The organism is Desulfotruncus arcticus DSM 17038 (genome assembly GCF_900113335.1).
Lineage (GTDB): Bacteria > Bacillota > Desulfotomaculia > Desulfotomaculales > Desulfallaceae > Desulfotruncus > Desulfotruncus arcticus.
Genome location: NZ_FOOX01000001.1, coordinates 80,302 through 96,322, shown reverse-complemented (window position 1 = coordinate 96,322; position 16,021 = coordinate 80,302). Strand labels below are relative to the sequence as shown.

General features: G+C 49.7%; 18 protein-coding genes. All 18 read right to left on the bottom strand.

Going from position 1 to position 16,021, the window contains the following annotated elements:
* Nucleotides 1-456, bottom strand: a complete 456-nt coding sequence (argR, locus tag BM056_RS00460) for an arginine repressor (RefSeq protein WP_092467620.1) — start codon at nt 454-456, stop codon at nt 1-3.
* Nucleotides 437-1,051 carry a tRNA 5-(aminomethyl)-2-thiouridylate-methyltransferase MnmM gene (gene mnmM, locus BM056_RS00455; protein WP_092467618.1) on the bottom strand — a complete coding sequence of 205 codons (615 nt, stop codon included), beginning with the start codon at nt 1,049-1,051 and terminating at the stop codon, nt 437-439. Before mnmM ends, argR begins: the two co-directional genes overlap by 20 nt.
* A complete protein-coding gene (locus BM056_RS00450) occupies nt 1,041-1,910 on the bottom strand; it encodes an NAD(+)/NADH kinase (RefSeq protein WP_092467615.1) in 870 nt (289 codons plus the stop codon). The genes mnmM and BM056_RS00450 overlap by 11 nt, the downstream gene beginning before the upstream one ends.
* 267 nt (nt 1,911-2,177) lie before the next feature.
* Complete coding sequence (locus BM056_RS00445) at nt 2,178-2,996, bottom strand: TlyA family RNA methyltransferase (protein WP_092467613.1); 819 nt, start codon at nt 2,994-2,996, stop codon at nt 2,178-2,180.
* A gap of 26 nt (nt 2,997-3,022) precedes the next feature.
* A complete protein-coding gene (dxs, locus tag BM056_RS00440; RefSeq protein WP_092467611.1) occupies nt 3,023-4,918 on the bottom strand; it encodes a 1-deoxy-D-xylulose-5-phosphate synthase in 1,896 nt (631 codons plus the stop codon).
* Nucleotides 4,919-5,034: 116 nt separating this feature from the next.
* Nucleotides 5,035-5,601, bottom strand: coding sequence for a hypothetical protein (locus tag BM056_RS00435; RefSeq protein WP_092467609.1), 567 nt, complete (start codon nt 5,599-5,601; stop codon nt 5,035-5,037).
* Nucleotides 5,602-6,406: 805 nt separating this feature from the next.
* On the bottom strand, nt 6,407-7,297 hold the full coding sequence (locus tag BM056_RS00430) for a polyprenyl synthetase family protein (protein ID WP_092467607.1): 891 nt from the start codon (nt 7,295-7,297) through the stop codon (nt 6,407-6,409).
* The gene (gene xseB, locus BM056_RS00425; protein WP_092467605.1) at nt 7,297-7,527 is read right to left on the bottom strand and encodes an exodeoxyribonuclease VII small subunit; all 231 of its coding nucleotides are present in this window, start codon (nt 7,525-7,527) and stop codon (nt 7,297-7,299) included. The genes BM056_RS00430 and xseB overlap by 1 nt, the downstream gene beginning before the upstream one ends.
* Nucleotides 7,528-7,673: 146 nt before the next feature.
* Nucleotides 7,674-8,306, bottom strand: coding sequence for a cyclodeaminase/cyclohydrolase family protein (locus tag BM056_RS00420; RefSeq protein WP_092467603.1), 633 nt, complete (start codon nt 8,304-8,306; stop codon nt 7,674-7,676).
* 11 nt (nt 8,307-8,317) lie between these two features.
* Nucleotides 8,318-9,169: a bifunctional 5,10-methylenetetrahydrofolate dehydrogenase/5,10-methenyltetrahydrofolate cyclohydrolase gene (locus BM056_RS00415; protein WP_092467601.1), complete on the bottom strand. Its 852-nt coding sequence runs from the start codon at nt 9,167-9,169 to the stop codon at nt 8,318-8,320.
* A gap of 19 nt (nt 9,170-9,188) precedes the next feature.
* The gene (xseA, locus tag BM056_RS00410) at nt 9,189-10,400 is read right to left on the bottom strand and encodes an exodeoxyribonuclease VII large subunit (protein WP_092467599.1); all 1,212 of its coding nucleotides are present in this window, start codon (nt 10,398-10,400) and stop codon (nt 9,189-9,191) included.
* Nucleotides 10,401-10,435: 35 nt separating this feature from the next.
* Nucleotides 10,436-11,851 (bottom strand): NADPH-dependent glutamate synthase, encoded by a 1,416-nt coding sequence (gltA, locus tag BM056_RS00405; protein ID WP_092467597.1) that lies wholly within the window; start codon nt 11,849-11,851, stop codon nt 10,436-10,438.
* Nucleotides 11,851-12,711, bottom strand: a complete 861-nt coding sequence (locus BM056_RS00400; protein WP_092467595.1) for a sulfide/dihydroorotate dehydrogenase-like FAD/NAD-binding protein — start codon at nt 12,709-12,711, stop codon at nt 11,851-11,853. The genes gltA and BM056_RS00400 overlap by 1 nt, the downstream gene beginning before the upstream one ends.
* Nucleotides 12,712-12,847: 136 nt before the next feature.
* Nucleotides 12,848-13,294 carry a transcription antitermination factor NusB gene (gene nusB, locus BM056_RS00395; protein WP_092467593.1) on the bottom strand — a complete coding sequence of 149 codons (447 nt, stop codon included), beginning with the start codon at nt 13,292-13,294 and terminating at the stop codon, nt 12,848-12,850.
* Between the two features lie 10 nt (nt 13,295-13,304).
* Complete coding sequence (locus BM056_RS00390) at nt 13,305-13,523, bottom strand: DUF2273 domain-containing protein (RefSeq protein WP_092467591.1); 219 nt, start codon at nt 13,521-13,523, stop codon at nt 13,305-13,307.
* 13 nt (nt 13,524-13,536) lie between these two features.
* Nucleotides 13,537-14,073: an alkaline shock response membrane anchor protein AmaP gene (gene amaP / locus BM056_RS00385; RefSeq protein WP_092467589.1), complete on the bottom strand. Its 537-nt coding sequence runs from the start codon at nt 14,071-14,073 to the stop codon at nt 13,537-13,539.
* A 15-nt stretch (nt 14,074-14,088) separates the two neighbouring features.
* Complete coding sequence (locus tag BM056_RS00380) at nt 14,089-14,490, bottom strand: Asp23/Gls24 family envelope stress response protein (protein WP_092467587.1); 402 nt, start codon at nt 14,488-14,490, stop codon at nt 14,089-14,091.
* Nucleotides 14,491-14,677: 187 nt separating this feature from the next.
* A complete protein-coding gene (gene accC, locus BM056_RS00375) occupies nt 14,678-16,021 on the bottom strand; it encodes an acetyl-CoA carboxylase biotin carboxylase subunit (RefSeq protein ID WP_092467585.1) in 1,344 nt (447 codons plus the stop codon).

Genomic DNA, 16,021 nt, shown 5'->3' with positions numbered 1-16,021 from the left:
TCACCTCCCGGTTAAGGCGGCAAACTTTTTCATCACAGAGTGGGTCATCTTTTTAGGTTTGATTACGATTAAAATGGTATCGTCACCGGCCACTGTCCCGATTATTTCCGGCCAGCCTGAATTATCGATAGCAGAAGCCACACCCTGGGCCTCCCCTGGTAAAGTTTTGATGATAATCAAATTTTCGCTGTTATCCAGAGACACCACCGAATCCCTGAAAAATCTTTTTATCCGGTCTTCATTTCTTGGGTTTACTGGCTCGCCCGCCACGGCATAACGTGAAATGCCCGAACTGCCGGGGATTTTAATTAGTCCCAGTTCCTTAATATCCCTGGAAATTGTAGCCTGGGTAACTGCAAACCCGGCTTCCCGCAGGGATTCTACCAACCCTTCCTGGGTGCTGATGTCATTATCCTTGATAACTTCCAGGATTTTTTTATGACGCCAGGTTTTCATATGTTACCTTCCTCTCAACCAAAACTAGATATGGAGCCAAGGCGGAGCGATTAATAAATGATAATTTCAAAACCCCGTAAACCTTAGGATCAAGCCCTGCCGCCAGTTCCTCCAGCGCCCGGCTTTCTTCCACGGCACCGGCATGTCCGGTATATGTAACTATACTTATTCTACCTCCCGGTTCCAGTTTCCTTAATGCCGCTTCAACGGCTTTGATGGTAGTTTCCGGTTTGGTTGCCATGGCATGGTCCCCGCCGGGCAAATAGCCCAGGTTAAAAATTACCGCCCTTAAAACTTCTTTGATGTATTTTTCCATATTTTCGTGACCGGCCTGGATCAGCTGCACCCGTTCCAGCAGCCCGTTTTCTTTTAATAACGCAGCTGTTTGCTCCAGTGCGGAAGGCTGGATGTCAAAGGAGTAAACCTTTCCTGTCTGGCCAACGCAATTGGCCAGAAAAAGTGTATCATTTCCGTTGCCGGCGGTGGCGTCTACAGCACAGCAGCCCTCCTGCAGCACTTCAGCAAGAAACTTCTGCGCCAAAAGGACGGCATTGCCATGAACACCCGTGAAGTGAACGGGTAAATTACACTTCATTTTTTCCGTCCCCTTCTTTTAATTTTTCTCTGAGGATATTGAAAAATGTCCGATTATTCAGTTTAATAAACCTGGCCCGGTGCTCAGCCCTTCTAACTTTGATCACATCACCATAGTTAAGCCGCATTCCATGCTGTCCGTCCATAGTAAGCATTACCTCGCCCTGCCTGGAAAGCAGTGTCACACTAACCTCACTGCCCGCGGCAATAACCAGCGGCCTGGCCCAAAGGGCATGGGGGCAAATTGGAGTAACAACCATTAAATCGAGATCCGGCACCACCAGCGGGCCTCCGGCCGATAACGAGTAAGCGGTAGAGCCGGTAGGTGTAGCCACAATTACTCCGTCTGCATGGTAGGTATTAAAATGCTGCCCGTCCACGAAAGTATCTAAAACAATTAACCGGGCAAAGCCCCCTTTGGTAATTACAGCATCGTTTAATCCGGTCACAGGCTCATAAGTTTGTCCTTCCCTGATTACGCCGGCCTCCAACATCATTCGTTCTTCAATGGTATACTGGCCGGCCAATAACCTCTCCAGGGCCAGATGAATGTGCGGTTTATCAACTTCGGTCAAAAAACCGAGCCGCCCCAGGTTAACACCGAAAATTGGCACACCCAGAGGTGCCGCCAGCCTGGCACTATGCAGCAAAGTACCGTCTCCGCCAAGTACAATCAGGCAATCGGCCCGTTCAACCATTTCCCGGCGGGTACAAACAAAAGTACCCGTCGCAGTGCCGCAGGCACTTTTCTCGTCTTTGAGCAAAGTAATGCCCTGGTTTCCCAACCAGTTGCATATTTCATCCACCAGGGGCGCTATTTTATCCTTTTCCAGGTTGGATAACAAGCCAATTGTTTTCAAACGATTGCCCTCCGTAAAAAGCGCTATAAGCCCAGGATCAATAAAGAAGACTTGGTTCAGGTGGGGTTTTGACCCACACGTTGGGGACATTCCTCGACCCAAAAATTTGACCCATAAGCAGAGGTGTGTCCCCTGACCGATAAACCTTAGTCGCACTTATTTCGAGTTTATCGCCGCTTAACTCCATTAGTTGGGGACATTCCTGTCCCCAGAGAAATACCCAAGCTTCAGCAGGTGTGTCCCCTTTCCTTATGCGAGGCGTGAGTCTTAGCGGCGGTTAACGAGATCAAGGTTGTTGTTGGCCGCTTGCACCACCGCATCAATCAATTCTTGATTGTCCCCAACAGCTTGTCCACCTTTTTGAAAATGCAGCAGATATTCTATATTACCTTCCGGTCCCTTTACCGGAGAGTAGTCCAGTCCTAAAACGGAGCAGTTGAGCTCTACAAGGCAGTTAATGACCTTTTTTAACACGTCCCTGTGGACTGCCGGATCTTTTACCACGCCTTTTTTACCGACTTTTTCCCGGCCGGCCTCAAACTGGGGTTTCACCAGGGCAACGCCCTCGTAATTGCCCAATAAAAAATCTGCCCGTGGCAAAACAAGACACAGTGAAATAAAAGAAACGTCTATAGTAATAAAATCCGGCATTCCGGATTTAAAAACATCTTTTTCCAGATACCGGATGTTTGTTCGCTCAAGTACACCAACTCTGGGATCATTGCGCAGGGACCAGGCTATCTGACCATAGCCGACATCAACTGCATAAACGTACCGGGCTCCGTTTTGCAGGGCACAATCAGTAAACCCTCCAGTGGAAGCGCCTATATCAAGGATTACTCTCCCCTGCAGGTTGATCGCAAAAACTTGCAGTGCTTTTTCTAATTTAAGCCCGCCCCGGCTCACATAGCGCAATTTGGCGCGCACGGTTATGTCCGGGTCTGCAGTTACCTTTTGACCCGGTTTATCCACCGGCATGCCGTTAATTGTTACTTCACCGGCCATAATTGCAGCCCGGGCCTGCTCCCGGCTTGGAAAAAAACCTTTTTCCACAAGCACCAGATCTATTCTTTTCTTCTCCGTCACAACTTTAGGTTCCTCCAATAAACCGGCTATTTTATACCTTTAATTTTGCGCCGGTTAATCATTGACAAGGCTGTGTCCACAACATTCTCCGGTATTAACCCGTATTTCCGGCGCAACTCAGACTGTGTACCGTGTTCAACAAAATCATCCGGAATACCTATACTCTTAACCTGTATCCCGGTATAGCCAGCAGCTTGCAATAGCTCCAGCACCGCCGCCCCAAAACCTCCGGCCAGAACATTCTCCTCAATGGTAATAACCCGGCCGGTTCGCATTGCGTGTTTGATAATGCAGTTTTCATCCAGGGGTTTTACAAACCTGGCGTTAATCACTGTAGCAAGAATACCTTGCTCTTTCAGCATAACTCCGGCCTTGCGGGCAACTTGCACCATATTCCCCACGGCCAGCAATGTTATGTCCTTGCCTTCGGTAATCACTTCCGCCTCACCAACGGTTATTGGGGCGGGCACCGCGTCCAGCACCACGCCCACACCGGTACCGCGCGGGTAACGCAAAGCACAGGGACCGTTCTGCTTAATCGCTGTAAACAGCATGTGCTGCAATTCATTCTCATCAGCCGGCGCCATTATAGTGATATTGGGAATGGACCGCAGAAAAGAATAGTCAAATACACCATGATGAGTAGGCCCATCGTCTCCTACGATGCCACCACGGTCTACGGCAAAGACTACAGGTAAATTTTGCAGACACACATCGTGAATGATTTGATCATAAGCCCTTTGCAAAAAGGTTGAATAAACAGCCACCACCGGTCGCAGTCCCGATTTGGCTATCCCTGCAGCCATAGTCACAGCGTGCTGTTCGGCAATGCCCACATCAAAAAAGCGTTTTGGGAATTTTTGGGCAAAATCGCTTAGTCCCGTACCGCTGCACATCGCCGCTGTTATGGCTATAATATCAGGATTGTCCCCGGCCAGCCGGGTAAGGGTGTTCCCAAACACTTCCGTATACGTACTGACGTCACTTTTTTTCAGACAATCTCCGGAGTCAATATCAAAGGGGCCGATGCCGTGAAATTTATCGGCTTTTTGCACCGCCGGCCCGTAGCCCCGGCCTTTTTCCGTAATTACATGCACCAAAACAGGACCGCCAAGATTCTTGGCCTGCTCCAAGGTAACCAACATCGGCCCGATGTTATGCCCGTCTATCGGGCCAAGGTAGGTGAAGCCCAACTCTTCAAAAATCATCCCGGGCACCATCAGGTATTTTAAACCGTCCTTAAGGCGTTCCGCCACTTTTAACACGGTGGAACCGATAGAAGGTATTCTACGCAGCAATTGCTCTATCTCATCTTTACTTTTGGAATATTTAGGGTCTGTTCTGATCCGGCTCAGATAACCGGACATAGCGCCCACATTGTGCGAAATGCTCATTTCATTGTCGTTTAATACCACGATTAAATCTGTTTTAAGATGTCCGGCATGATTGAGCGCCTCAAAGGCCATGCCGCCGGTCATGGCCCCGTCACCTATTACCGCCACGACCGAGCTGTTTTCGCGCTTATAATCCCTGGCCAGAGCCATACCCAGGGCGGCTGATATAGAGGTGCTGCTGTGCCCTGTGGCAAAAGCATCGTGCTCGCTTTCATCCGGCCGGGGAAAACCGCTGAGCCCGCCATACCTGCGGAGGGTATTGAATTGTTCCCGCCGCCCGGTAATCAATTTATGACCATAACACTGGTGCCCTACATCCCAAATTATTTTGTCCACGGGAGTACGAAAAACATAGTGCAGCGCCAGAGTTAGTTCAACTACACCCAAATTGGGCGCCAGGTGCCCGCCGTTATGGGCAACAGTGGTAATTATTTCTTCTCTGATTTCCGATGCAAGTTTATCAAGTTGTGCCAGCGTTAAAGATTTAATATCTTTGGGTGCATTGATTTGATCTAAATATTTGCCCAAAGTTCCACCTACTCATTCAAGTATTCAGAAGTCAGGAGTCAGAATTCAGAATATTACAAGACGATAAACCATTCATATTCTTTCTCCTGACTTCTGTCTCCTGACTCCTGCTTTTACTATTTTTTAACCAGCTTGATCCCGGTTATACCGCTGAATACTGCAATAATTCTACCCACAAAAAAAATCACATCATTTGCCCGGCTAATTGCAATCTTTTTGCCATAAGCCTTGCCCCCGACAGTAAAAGCCGCGATAAACGCTGTGATTATCATATTCAAAATAAATCTATTTGTGTCAGGCCAGATACTAATTATTTTAATTACCAGCGCTATACCCAGCGCCCCGCTAACGGTGCCCGCAATGTCGCCGACAACATCATTGGCAATATTTGCCACCCGGTCGGCGTTGCGAATTAAAAACACACCTTCCCTGGCTCCCGCTACCCGTTTTGACGCTTTGGCGTGAAAAGGCGCTTCTTCAGCTGCTGCAACTGAAGTGCCGACGATATCTGAAGAAATACCCAAAAGTATAATTAAAGCTAAAAACAAAAAAGATAATGTTAAGCTGTTGATGGAACGTGATAAAAACTCTGATAACATAAAAAACAGCGCAGCTAAACTGAAGGAAATAAAAGCAACAACAAAAACAAACTTAATGGATACGGTGGATTTATTATTTCTCAACAAATTCACTCCATCTATGTTAGAGGAATATGTAAAAGGACAAGTAACAGCGATACGGGTAAATGTTGCGGCTTAGGTCCAGCAGGTTTTCCCAGTTTCGTACCGGCTGTCGCCATACCGGCGGTTTCCCTTTAAACGAAACTTCGAAACGTTGCCGTTTTCGAGGCTGAATTACCACTTAGTCCGCACTTTAATCCCCATACCGCCCCGTTTTTCGGACAGCCTAGGAGTTTTCCTCTACGGGAGTACCTTTTTTTAGCCTCTTTTGCAGTGACGGTTTAAACCCATGTGATATAATGCATGGGCCCATGCATTATATCACACCCTATGGACCTCCACCGCCACCACTCAAGGCAGGCTACACTGCACGCAGCTTTCACCACATGCAGGTTTATACCCAAGCCATAGTAATTGCCAATGACAACTTCCCACGCACTTGGGTCTCCACGGGGGCAGGGTCAACGCCCACATGCCATTGCAGGTCGCCCCGCCCCCTTAACTCCCAGTACCGACCCCCAACTGGGCGTCAGCAGCCAGCACCAGGAACTTCATCGATGTGCCCTTGACGGATTTTTAGGCCCGCCTTCAAAAAAGGGTTCCCGACTAGGATACTGCGTTACTTGTCTTTAGAATACTGTTCAGTCCAAAATTATAACACAAAACCTGTGGTAAGAACAAACGCCGCTTATAGCTCCTATGAGTCAATTACGGCCGGTTATGCTCAATTATGAATAGGTGCCTGCTGTTGCTGATCCACTCTATGCCGCACTTGTGTTTAGTTGGATTAGCGAGGTCAATATATCTTTCAATTATCCCGCGATAGCACAAATTGAACCAGCAAGCGCAGGAATTCCGCTTCAGCGCCAAAGGGATTCAGCGCAGCCAGGGCGCGGTCCCCGGCTGCACGGGCTAGCTTTCTGGACTCTTCCAGCCCGTAAAGCGCAGGGTAAGTTGCCTTTTTATTTATATTATCGCTGCCCACCGGTTTTCCTAATTTTTCCTCGTCGCCTTCAATATCAAGAATATCATCGGTGATTTGAAAAGCAAGCCCCAAGTTATCTGCATAAGCAGTAAGTTTGGCAATTTGATCCGGGGAGGCACCGGATAAGATAGCACCGGCCCTAACCGAGGCCCGGTACAGAGCTCCTGTTTTATGGGTATGGATGTATTCTAACTCCTGCTGCGCAATCTCTTTTTCGCTGGATAAAAGATCTACTACCTGTCCGCCAATCAAGCCGCAGGTACCGGCCGCAAGGGCTACTTCGGATATAACTTGCACCACCTTATCCGGCATCACCCTGCCTGTTGCACCCATTCCGGCCAGCAATGCAAAAGCCATGGTCAGCATTGAGTCACCTGCCAAAATAGCGATTGCTTCTCCAAATTTCTTGTGACTGGTGGGCTTACCCCGGCGCAAATCGTCATTATCCATGGCGGGCAGGTCATCATGCACCAGTGAATAAGTGTGCAGCACCTCCACAGCGCAGGCTGCCGGTAAAACCAAGCTCTCATCTCCGTCAACAGCGCAGGCGGACGCCATCACCAGAGCAGGCCTTAACCTCTTGCCTCCGGCGAAAATGCTGTACCGAATGGCCTCGTGGATTATTGAAGGATGGGCATCGGCTGCAGGCAGGCAATGATTAAGAGCTTGGTCGATTACCAGGGCCCGTCGGGCTAACTCTGTTTTAAAGTCCATTACAGATCCTCTTCCTGCAACATAGGTTTACCGTCCCCGCCTTCAATCAAAATATTGATATGTTTTTCGGCTGCTTCCAATTGCCGGCTACACTTCTTGGTTAATTCAATGCCTTCGGCAAATAACTTCAGCGACTCCTCCAGCGGGAGGTTTCCCTCCTCCAATTTACTGACCAGTTCCTCAAGCCTGGCCAAAGCTTTTTCGAAAGATACATCCTTGTTATTACCCATTATCTCCAGTTTAGACCTCCATTTTAACCGTTTTGTTTATTTTTTAACTATTATATATAATCCGTCAAGTAAATTACCAGTCAAATAAAAAAAATTTCTATAACACAAAAAGGGGCTTATGCAGCCCCTTCTTAAAGTTAGTTTATTTACTTCATTCTTTCCTGCACAACCGCAACGGCCTTATCTTTTAGTTCCCTGGCTCTTTTAACCAGCTGTTCTTTTTCGGCGAGGATAGTATTAACGTATTCTTCATCCTTAACCATGGGGATATTGATATCGGCGCTGAGCAGCACAGAGTTTAAAGCCGCTTCGCAGATGTACGCGGCAACACCCGCATCGCTGATGGCCATTTTGTTGCCTATTTTGGCCAGGCGGTCGGTAATTTCCAAAGCTTCCAGCAGGGCCCTGGCAATTTCCATCGGGGTGTCGGTAGCTGTTTTTAAAGCCTTCTGCATCATTTCTTCCCGCTTGGCTTTTTCCTCATCGGTATTTTTAGGCATGCGGAATACATCCATAAATTTACCGAAGGCTGCTATGTCGGCTGAAACCAGTTTTTCCAGCTTGTTGATAATGAAATAGGCCGCGCCGGTAATTTCCTTTACCTCAGGCTCAACATCCTTAAACTTGGGCTTACCCACGGTCAGATTGCCGACCATGGCAGTCATGGCTACTCCCAGAGTGCCAACCAGAGCCGACACGCTGCCGCCACCGGGGGTGGGAGCATCGGAAGCGGAAACCGCCACTACTTTACGAAATGGAAAATCATAAATTTCGCTCACAGTTAAACCTCCTATTGAGATTGTAGCTTAATGGCTTTTAACACGTTCTTCTGAATCAGCACGGTGGTCAGGCTGCCTACACCGCCGGGAACGGGAGAAATATTCCCGGCCACTTCTTTGGCGTTGGCAAAATCAACGTCGCCGCAAATTCCACCGCCCTCGGCAGGGTTAATGCCGGCGTCAACAACGACCGCACCGGGTTTAATCATGTCTGCGGTAATCATTTTCGCTCTGCCCACAGCCGCAATGATAATGTCGGCCTGCTTGGTATGATAGGCCAGGTCGGCGGTCTTGGTATGGCAAACAGTTACAGTGGCGTTTTGATTCAGCATCATAAATACCAGCGGTTTACCCACAGTTTCGCCACGTCCGACGATTACGGCATTCTTACCTTTAATTTCAATGCCGGAGCGCAGCATAACTTCGATACAACTTTGAGGAGTGGCCGGGAACAGGCCTTCGCCGCCGCTTAAAATATAGCCGCGGTTGATGGGATGAGCGCCGTCAACGTCTTTCTTGGGATCTACGGTTTCTAAAACAACTTTTTTGTCCATTCCCTTGGGCAGCGGCATTTCGATCATAATGCCGTGTACTTTGGGATCTTTGTTCCACTGGTCGATCAGTGCCAGTACTTCCTCAACCTGTGTGGATCCGGGCAGGGTCACCAGTTCAAAATCAATACCCACATTGGAGCAGGCTTTTTCCTTGGAACGGGCGTAAACCACCGATGCCGGGTCATCGCCAACGAGCAGCACATTCAGCTTGGGAATAAGACCATTCTCCCTGTATTGGGCTACTTCTGCCTTAACTTCTTCCCTGATCGTCGCCGCAATTGCTTTTCCATCAATAAGGGATGCAGCCATAATTATTTTCCTCCCCTTTTTAAGAATCTTTAGTCTTATTAATTTCCCGTACCTCGCACTCCAACACGCCGTGGTGCAGCCGTACGGTTACAAAATCTCCGGTTTTAACCTGCCGGGCTTCACGCAGCACCTGGCCGTCAGGACCGAAGGAAAGGCTGTAGCCACGGGCCAGCGTGGCCAAAGGGCTTAAAGCGTCGAGGCGTCCGGCCAGCAGAGCAATCTTGCCCGCCGACTCCTTAACGGAGCCCTGAACAACCTTGCCCAGTTGTCTCTCCAACTGATCCAGCACCATACGCCGCTGGTCACAAATGGTTTCCACCGGCCTGGCCAGTACCCGGTTCCTGGCGCATTGTTCAAGCCTCTGCAGGTAAGCAGATGTTTTTTGCTGCATGCACCGGGTTATTCTGACCCGGTGCATGTCGATCATTCTCTTGATTTCCACCCGTTCAGGGACAGCTATTTCAGCAGCAGCCGAAGGTGTGGGCGCCCTGAGGTCTGCCGCCAGGTCGGACAGTGTGAAATCGGTTTCATGTCCCACCGCCGAAATTACCGGTAAGTTTGACGCGGCAATACTCCTGACCACAATTTCGGTATTAAATGCCCATAACTCTTCCAGCGACCCCCCGCCTCTACCCGCTATGACTAAATCCACCCCTGGCAACTTGTTTAACAACCTGATGCCCCCGGCCACTTCTTCCGGTGCCGTCTCGCCCTGCACAGCCACCGGTGCCAGGATAATCCGCACGGCAGGCCAGCGGCGCCTGAGTATGTTGATCATGTCCCGCACCGCCGCTCCGGTTGGTGAAGTCACCAAACCAATGCAGCCGGGAAACGAGGGCAATTTTTTTTTGCGGGCCGGATCAAACAAGCCTTCGGCAGCCAGCTTTTGTTTGAGCTTTTCCAGCGCGGCGTAAAGGGCGCCTTCGCCATCCGGCTCCACCCGCTCAGCATAGAGCTGGTACTGCCCGTCACGCTCAAACACGGTTACGTATCCGTTAACGCGAACAGCTAACCCGTTTTCCATGCCAAATTGCAGGTTTCTGGCGCGGGACCGGAACATAACCACCCTGACGCAGGAATAACTGTCCTTTAGCGTAAAGTAAATATGTCCGGACGCTGCTTTTTTATAATTTGAAATTTCGCCTTTAACCCACAGGTTGCCCAGCAGGGAATCACTTTCCAGCAGTTCCTTGACCCGCCAAGTCAGTTCCCGCACAGTTATAAAAGGCATCAGTTTCCTCCCGAGTTATGAGCTAACCAGTCGGTTTATTTATTGCTCAAATATTCATGGATGGAATTAGCTGCAGTACGGCCCGCACCCATGGCCAGAATAACTGTGGCGGCCCCGGTTACCACGTCGCCACCGGCAAATACGCCTGGTTTGGAAGTAGCGCCGGTTTCCGGATCGGCAACGATATTGCCTTTTTTGGTTAGTTCCAATCCCTTGGTGGTCCTGGGCACCAACGGGTTTGGCCCCTGGCCGATAGCCACAACCACGGTATCCACTTCCATTAAATATTCTGACCCTTCAATGGCCACCGGGCGGCGGCGGCCGGAAGCATCGGGTTCACCAAGCTCGTATTTGATACACTTCATACCGGTTACCCAGCCGTCTTCATTGCTGATGATTTCAACGGGGCTGGTAAGCAAGGCAAATTTGACGCCCTCTTCCTCGGCGTGTTCAGCTTCTTCTTTTCTGGCGGGCAGCTCTTCATGGGAGCGCCGGTAAACAATCCAGGATTCTTCGGCGCCCAGGCGCAGCGCGGTACGGGCGGCGTCCATGGCCACGTTGCCGCCGCCCAGTACGGCGACTTTCCGGCCCAATTTAATGGGTGTATCACAATCGGGGAATTTGTATGCTTTCATCAGGTTGGTCCTGGTTAAAAATTCGTTGGCGGAATAAACGCCGCAGGAATTTTCACCGGGAATGTTCATAAAGTAAGGAAGACCGGCACCGGTTCCGATAAATACGGCGTCAAAGCCGCCATCTTCCATTAATTCGTCAACAGTGGTAAATTTACCCACCACGGAGTTAACATCTATTTCCACACCCAGATTCCTGAGGTTTTGCACCTCGGCCTGAACTACTGCCTTGGGCAGACGGAATTCAGGGATACCGTACATTAAAACACCGCCGGCAACGTGCAGCGCCTCAAATACGGTTACCTTGTGTCCCTTCTTGGCCAGGTCGGCGGCGCAGGTAAGGCCGGCGGGGCCTGAACCTACTATGGCAACCTTCTTACCTGTGGCAGGGGCAACTTCCGGAGTTTTAACCCCGTGCGCCAGTTCCCAGTCGGCACAGAAACGTTCAATCCGGCCAATGCCAACCGGCTCATATTTTTTACCCAGAGTGCAGTATTTTTCACACTGGGCTTCCTGAGGGCAAACCCGGCCGCAAACCGCGGGCAGCGCGTTTTTATTTTTAATACGGGCGATGGCGCCGGCAAAATCGCCTTCCGCCACCAGCTTGATAAATGACGGAATTTCAACTTCCACCGGACAGCCTTGACGGCAGGGCTCTTTTTTGCACTGCAGGCAGCGTTTGGCTTCGTCGATAACAGTCGCCTCGGAATAACCCAGAGCCACTTCATTAAAGTTCCTGGCCCGCTCCATGGGATCCTGGGCAGGCATTGGGTTCTTGGTCGGTTTTATTTCCTTTTTAGGCTTCTTTTCATCAGTCATTATTTAGCACCTCCGCATCCGGATCCGCATTTACATTGATGGTGTTCCATAGCCTGCTGTTCTTCCTGACGGAAGATGCCGCCGCGGCGTCCCAGTTCCAGCCAGTCAACCGCATGGGCGTCGAATTCAGGTCCATCAACGCAGACGAATTTGGTGGTTCCGCCCACGGAAACGCGACAGCAGCCGCACATCCCCGTGCCGTCAACCATTAAAGCGTTCAAGCTGACAATTGTTTTAAGGTCGTATTCTTTGGTCAGGTTGCTGACCGCACGCATCATCGGCTGAGGCCCAATGGCCAAAACCAGGGGGATGTTTTCCTTACCGTGTTTTTCAATAACCTCTTTTAAAACATCAGTTACAAAACCTTTACGCACGTAACTACCGTCATCTGTGGTAACCAGCAGTTCAGAACAGGCTTCCCGCATTTTGCCTTCCCAGAACAACAAGTCGCCATTGCGGGCGCCGATAATTCCGATTACGTGGTTTCCGGCCTCTTTAAGCGACCTGGCAATGGGGTGTACCGGTGCAACACCAACACCGCCGCCTACAACCACAACCGGACCGTCAAATTTTTCAATGTGTGAAGGCTCGCCCAGCGGCCCCACGAAGTCCTTAATCGTATCTCCCGCTTCCATCTGGCCGAGCTGGGTTGTACTTTTGCCGACTTCCTGGAAAACGATGGTTATTGTACCTTTTTCCCGGTCATAATCGGCAATGGTAAGGGGAATCCTTTCCCCTTCTTCATTAATACGCAAAATGATGAACTGACCGGCCTTGCAGCTTTTGGCAACTTTAGGCGCTTCAATGACAAATTGCTTGATAATTGGTGAGAATACTTCTTTTTCTAAAATTTTATACATATGACCCCTTAACCCTCCCCCAAGATGTATTTAAAAAATTCTAAAATATATACTTCGAGGCCAAGGATATGATTCCTGCCACCTTTTTTGCAATGAGCAAATTTTTAAAAAACTAAAAATAAAAAACCGGAGCTGTTTACCCCGGTTCTTGCGTGCTTTCGCCAATACTTTCCTGACTGCTTGCTGGTTTATTTTGTTTGGACACGGCGCTTAATATTCCATTAATGAATTTGCCGGACTTTTCACCGCCATATAATTTGGCCATTTCTACGGCCTCGTTAATGGAAACACCATAAGGGGTGTCTTCATACATAATCTCGTAAAGCGCCAGACGCAGTATATTTCTGTCCACCACAGCTATTCTTTTTATCTGCCAGTCATGACTGTACCCGGCGATGATTTCATCCAGCGCTGTTAGATTTTCTACTGTGCCTTTTACCAGGTGCCGGGCAAATTCCAGGTCTTTTGCGGCTATGGCGAAGTTGTCCTGTAAATACCGAAAAGCTTCTTCCACATCAACCTTGCCTACTTCCAATTGGTAGAGCACCTGCATAGCCGATTCCCTGGCCTGTCTTCTTCCCATGAATTAACCGTCACCTTTCTCCCAGCAAACGCAGAATTTTATCCTTTATGTCAACCTGGTCATCCAATTGTTTACCACCATAATAACCAATAAAAACAAAAATAATGATCAGCAGTGTTTTCAAGATACCCCATAGAATAATCGAAAGGCTTATCCCCAAGCCTATCAGCGCACCTATTATTTTACCCCGGTTGTCCAAGATCCATTCCAGTATAAAACGATTATCCATGTGCCGCTACTCCCTATTCCACCCTTGTTTTGCGATTTGAAAAACTCTCCACCGCTACACGGACCTCATGCACGGTTATCCCAACCACGTTGTTAATCCGGTCCCTGACCTGCTGCTGCAGGCCTTCGGACAGCTGCGGAATACCAATATCAGGAGTAACCGTTACTTTTAGTTTTATATTAATGCCCTCGGGAGCAGCACCAACCCTGGCCCTGGCCTCTCGTACACCTTCCACGTTATAGGCTTCCTTCTCAGCCAGCGATTCAATTGCAGGCAGGGAAACACGTACTTCGCCCAGGCTGTGCTCATGAACAATGGCCTGTTTCTTTTTATGTTCCCCCCTGATGCTTTTCCAGATCAAGCGGCCCCCCATGATAACATAAATGGCCAGCAGCGCCCATAAAATATCCCTGTTGCCCGGCAGTGATATTTCCCGCCACAACCGCAACCAAGGATCCTGCCAGCCGGCCATAAACGCCGCGGCAGCCAAAAACAACAAAGTCAGTGTTAAACTGTAGATTGCCAAAATCCCCCGATCAAAGGGTCCCATGCTTGATCCTCCCGGTTACTTTACCCTGTTTTCTTCAACTTCCGTTTCCTGTGCAAAAGCAACTCCCTGTACATTTACGTTAACTTCCACCACAAGCAGGCCGGTCATTTTCTCAATCGCCTGCTTCACAGCGTCCTGAATTTTTCCGGCCACCTCGGGTATGCGGGAGCCGAAATCAACCACAATGTAAAGGTCAACCGCTGCTTCCTTTTCACCAACCTCTACCTTTACTCCTTTAGTCAGGTTTTTTCTGCCCAGCTTTTCAGTTAAACCGCCGACAACACCACCGCTCATGCCCGCCACACCGGGTACCTGGGTTGCAGCCAAACCGGCAATGACACTTACAACTTCTTCTGATATTCTAATCGAACCCAAATTGTTTTTCTCTTCACGCAGCGTGCCTTCCTGTTGTTCCATTTGTATCCCTCCAGCCTGTCTTTACAGCAATTATAACACATAGAGGAAAATTTTCGCAATTTTTATAAAGAAGACTTGGTTCAGGTGGGGTTTTGACCCCACCTGAACCTTAGTCGCACTTATTTCGAGTTTATCGCCGCTTAACTCCCGCCTATAGAGGCGGGAGTCTTAGCGGCGGTTAACGAGATCAGCCCATGATTCTCCTTTGAATAAAGTTGGTATATATTTCACCGCGTCTGAAAAACGCGTTGCGTAAAATCCGGCGGTGAAAAGATATAGTTGTTTTAACACCTTCAATTTGCATTTCATCCAGCGCCCGCTGCATTCTGGCCACCGCTTCATTCCTGTCCCTGCCCCAGACAATCAGCTTGCCCAACATGGAATCATAATGCGGCGGCACTTCCCAGCCCGCAAAAACGGCGCTGTCCAAGCGCACCCCCGCGCCTCCCGCCGGGTGATATTTGGTTATCCTGCCGGGGCAGGGCGCAAAATTACGCCGGGGATCTTCGGCGTTGATCCTGCACTCAATGGACCAGCCGTTAAATTGAATGTCTTCTTGTTTAAACTCCAATTGTTCCCCGGCAGCTATACGTATTTGCTCCTTTACCAGGTCAATGCCTGTAACCATCTCGGTAACCGGATGTTCCACCTGAATTCTGGTATTCATTTCAATAAAGTAAAAGCTGCCATGCCGGTCCAGTAGAAATTCAACCGTTCCGGCACTGCAATAGTTAGCCGCTTTGGCGGCAAGAATGGCAGTTTCCCCAAGGCGCCGGCGCAGCTCGCCGTCAACCGCCACTGAGGGCGATTCCTCAATTATCTTTTGATTGCGGCGCTGGATGGAACAGTCTCTTTCCCCCAGATGCACCACATTGCCGTAGTTGTCGGCCAGAATTTGCATTTCAATGTGGCGCGGTTCTTCAATGTATTTCTCCAGATAAATCTCTCCGTTGCCAAAGGCTGCGGCTGCCTCAGAACGGGCTGTCATCATCCCTTTAATCATTTCTTCCTCGTATTGGGCCACCCGCATACCCTTGCCCCCGCCACCGTATGACGCTTTAATTAAAATGGGATAGCCAATTCGCCTGGCTACCTGCAAAGCCTGTTCCTTATCTCCGGTCAGCCCGTCCGAGCCCGGCACCAGCGGCACTCCGGCCGCCTCCATGGTTTCCCTGGCCAGCACTTTGTTGCCCATCATCCGGATGGCCCCAGCCGGAGGGCCAATAAAGGTTAGGTCATTGGCCGCGCACATTTCCGCGAATCGCTCGTTTTCCGCCAGAAAACCGTAACCGGGATGAACTGCCTGCGCGCCCGTGATTTTGGCGGCGCTGATGACGTTGGCAATGTTAAGATAGCTGCGCCCTGGTGAGGGCGGGCCAATGCAGACCGCTTCATCCGCCATGCGCACGTGCAGGCTTTCCCGGTCGGCCTCGGAATACACAGCAACTGATTTAATGTCCATCTCACGGCAGGCTCTGATGATTCTAATTGCTATTTCTCCGCGATTGGCGATTAATATTTTATTGAACAT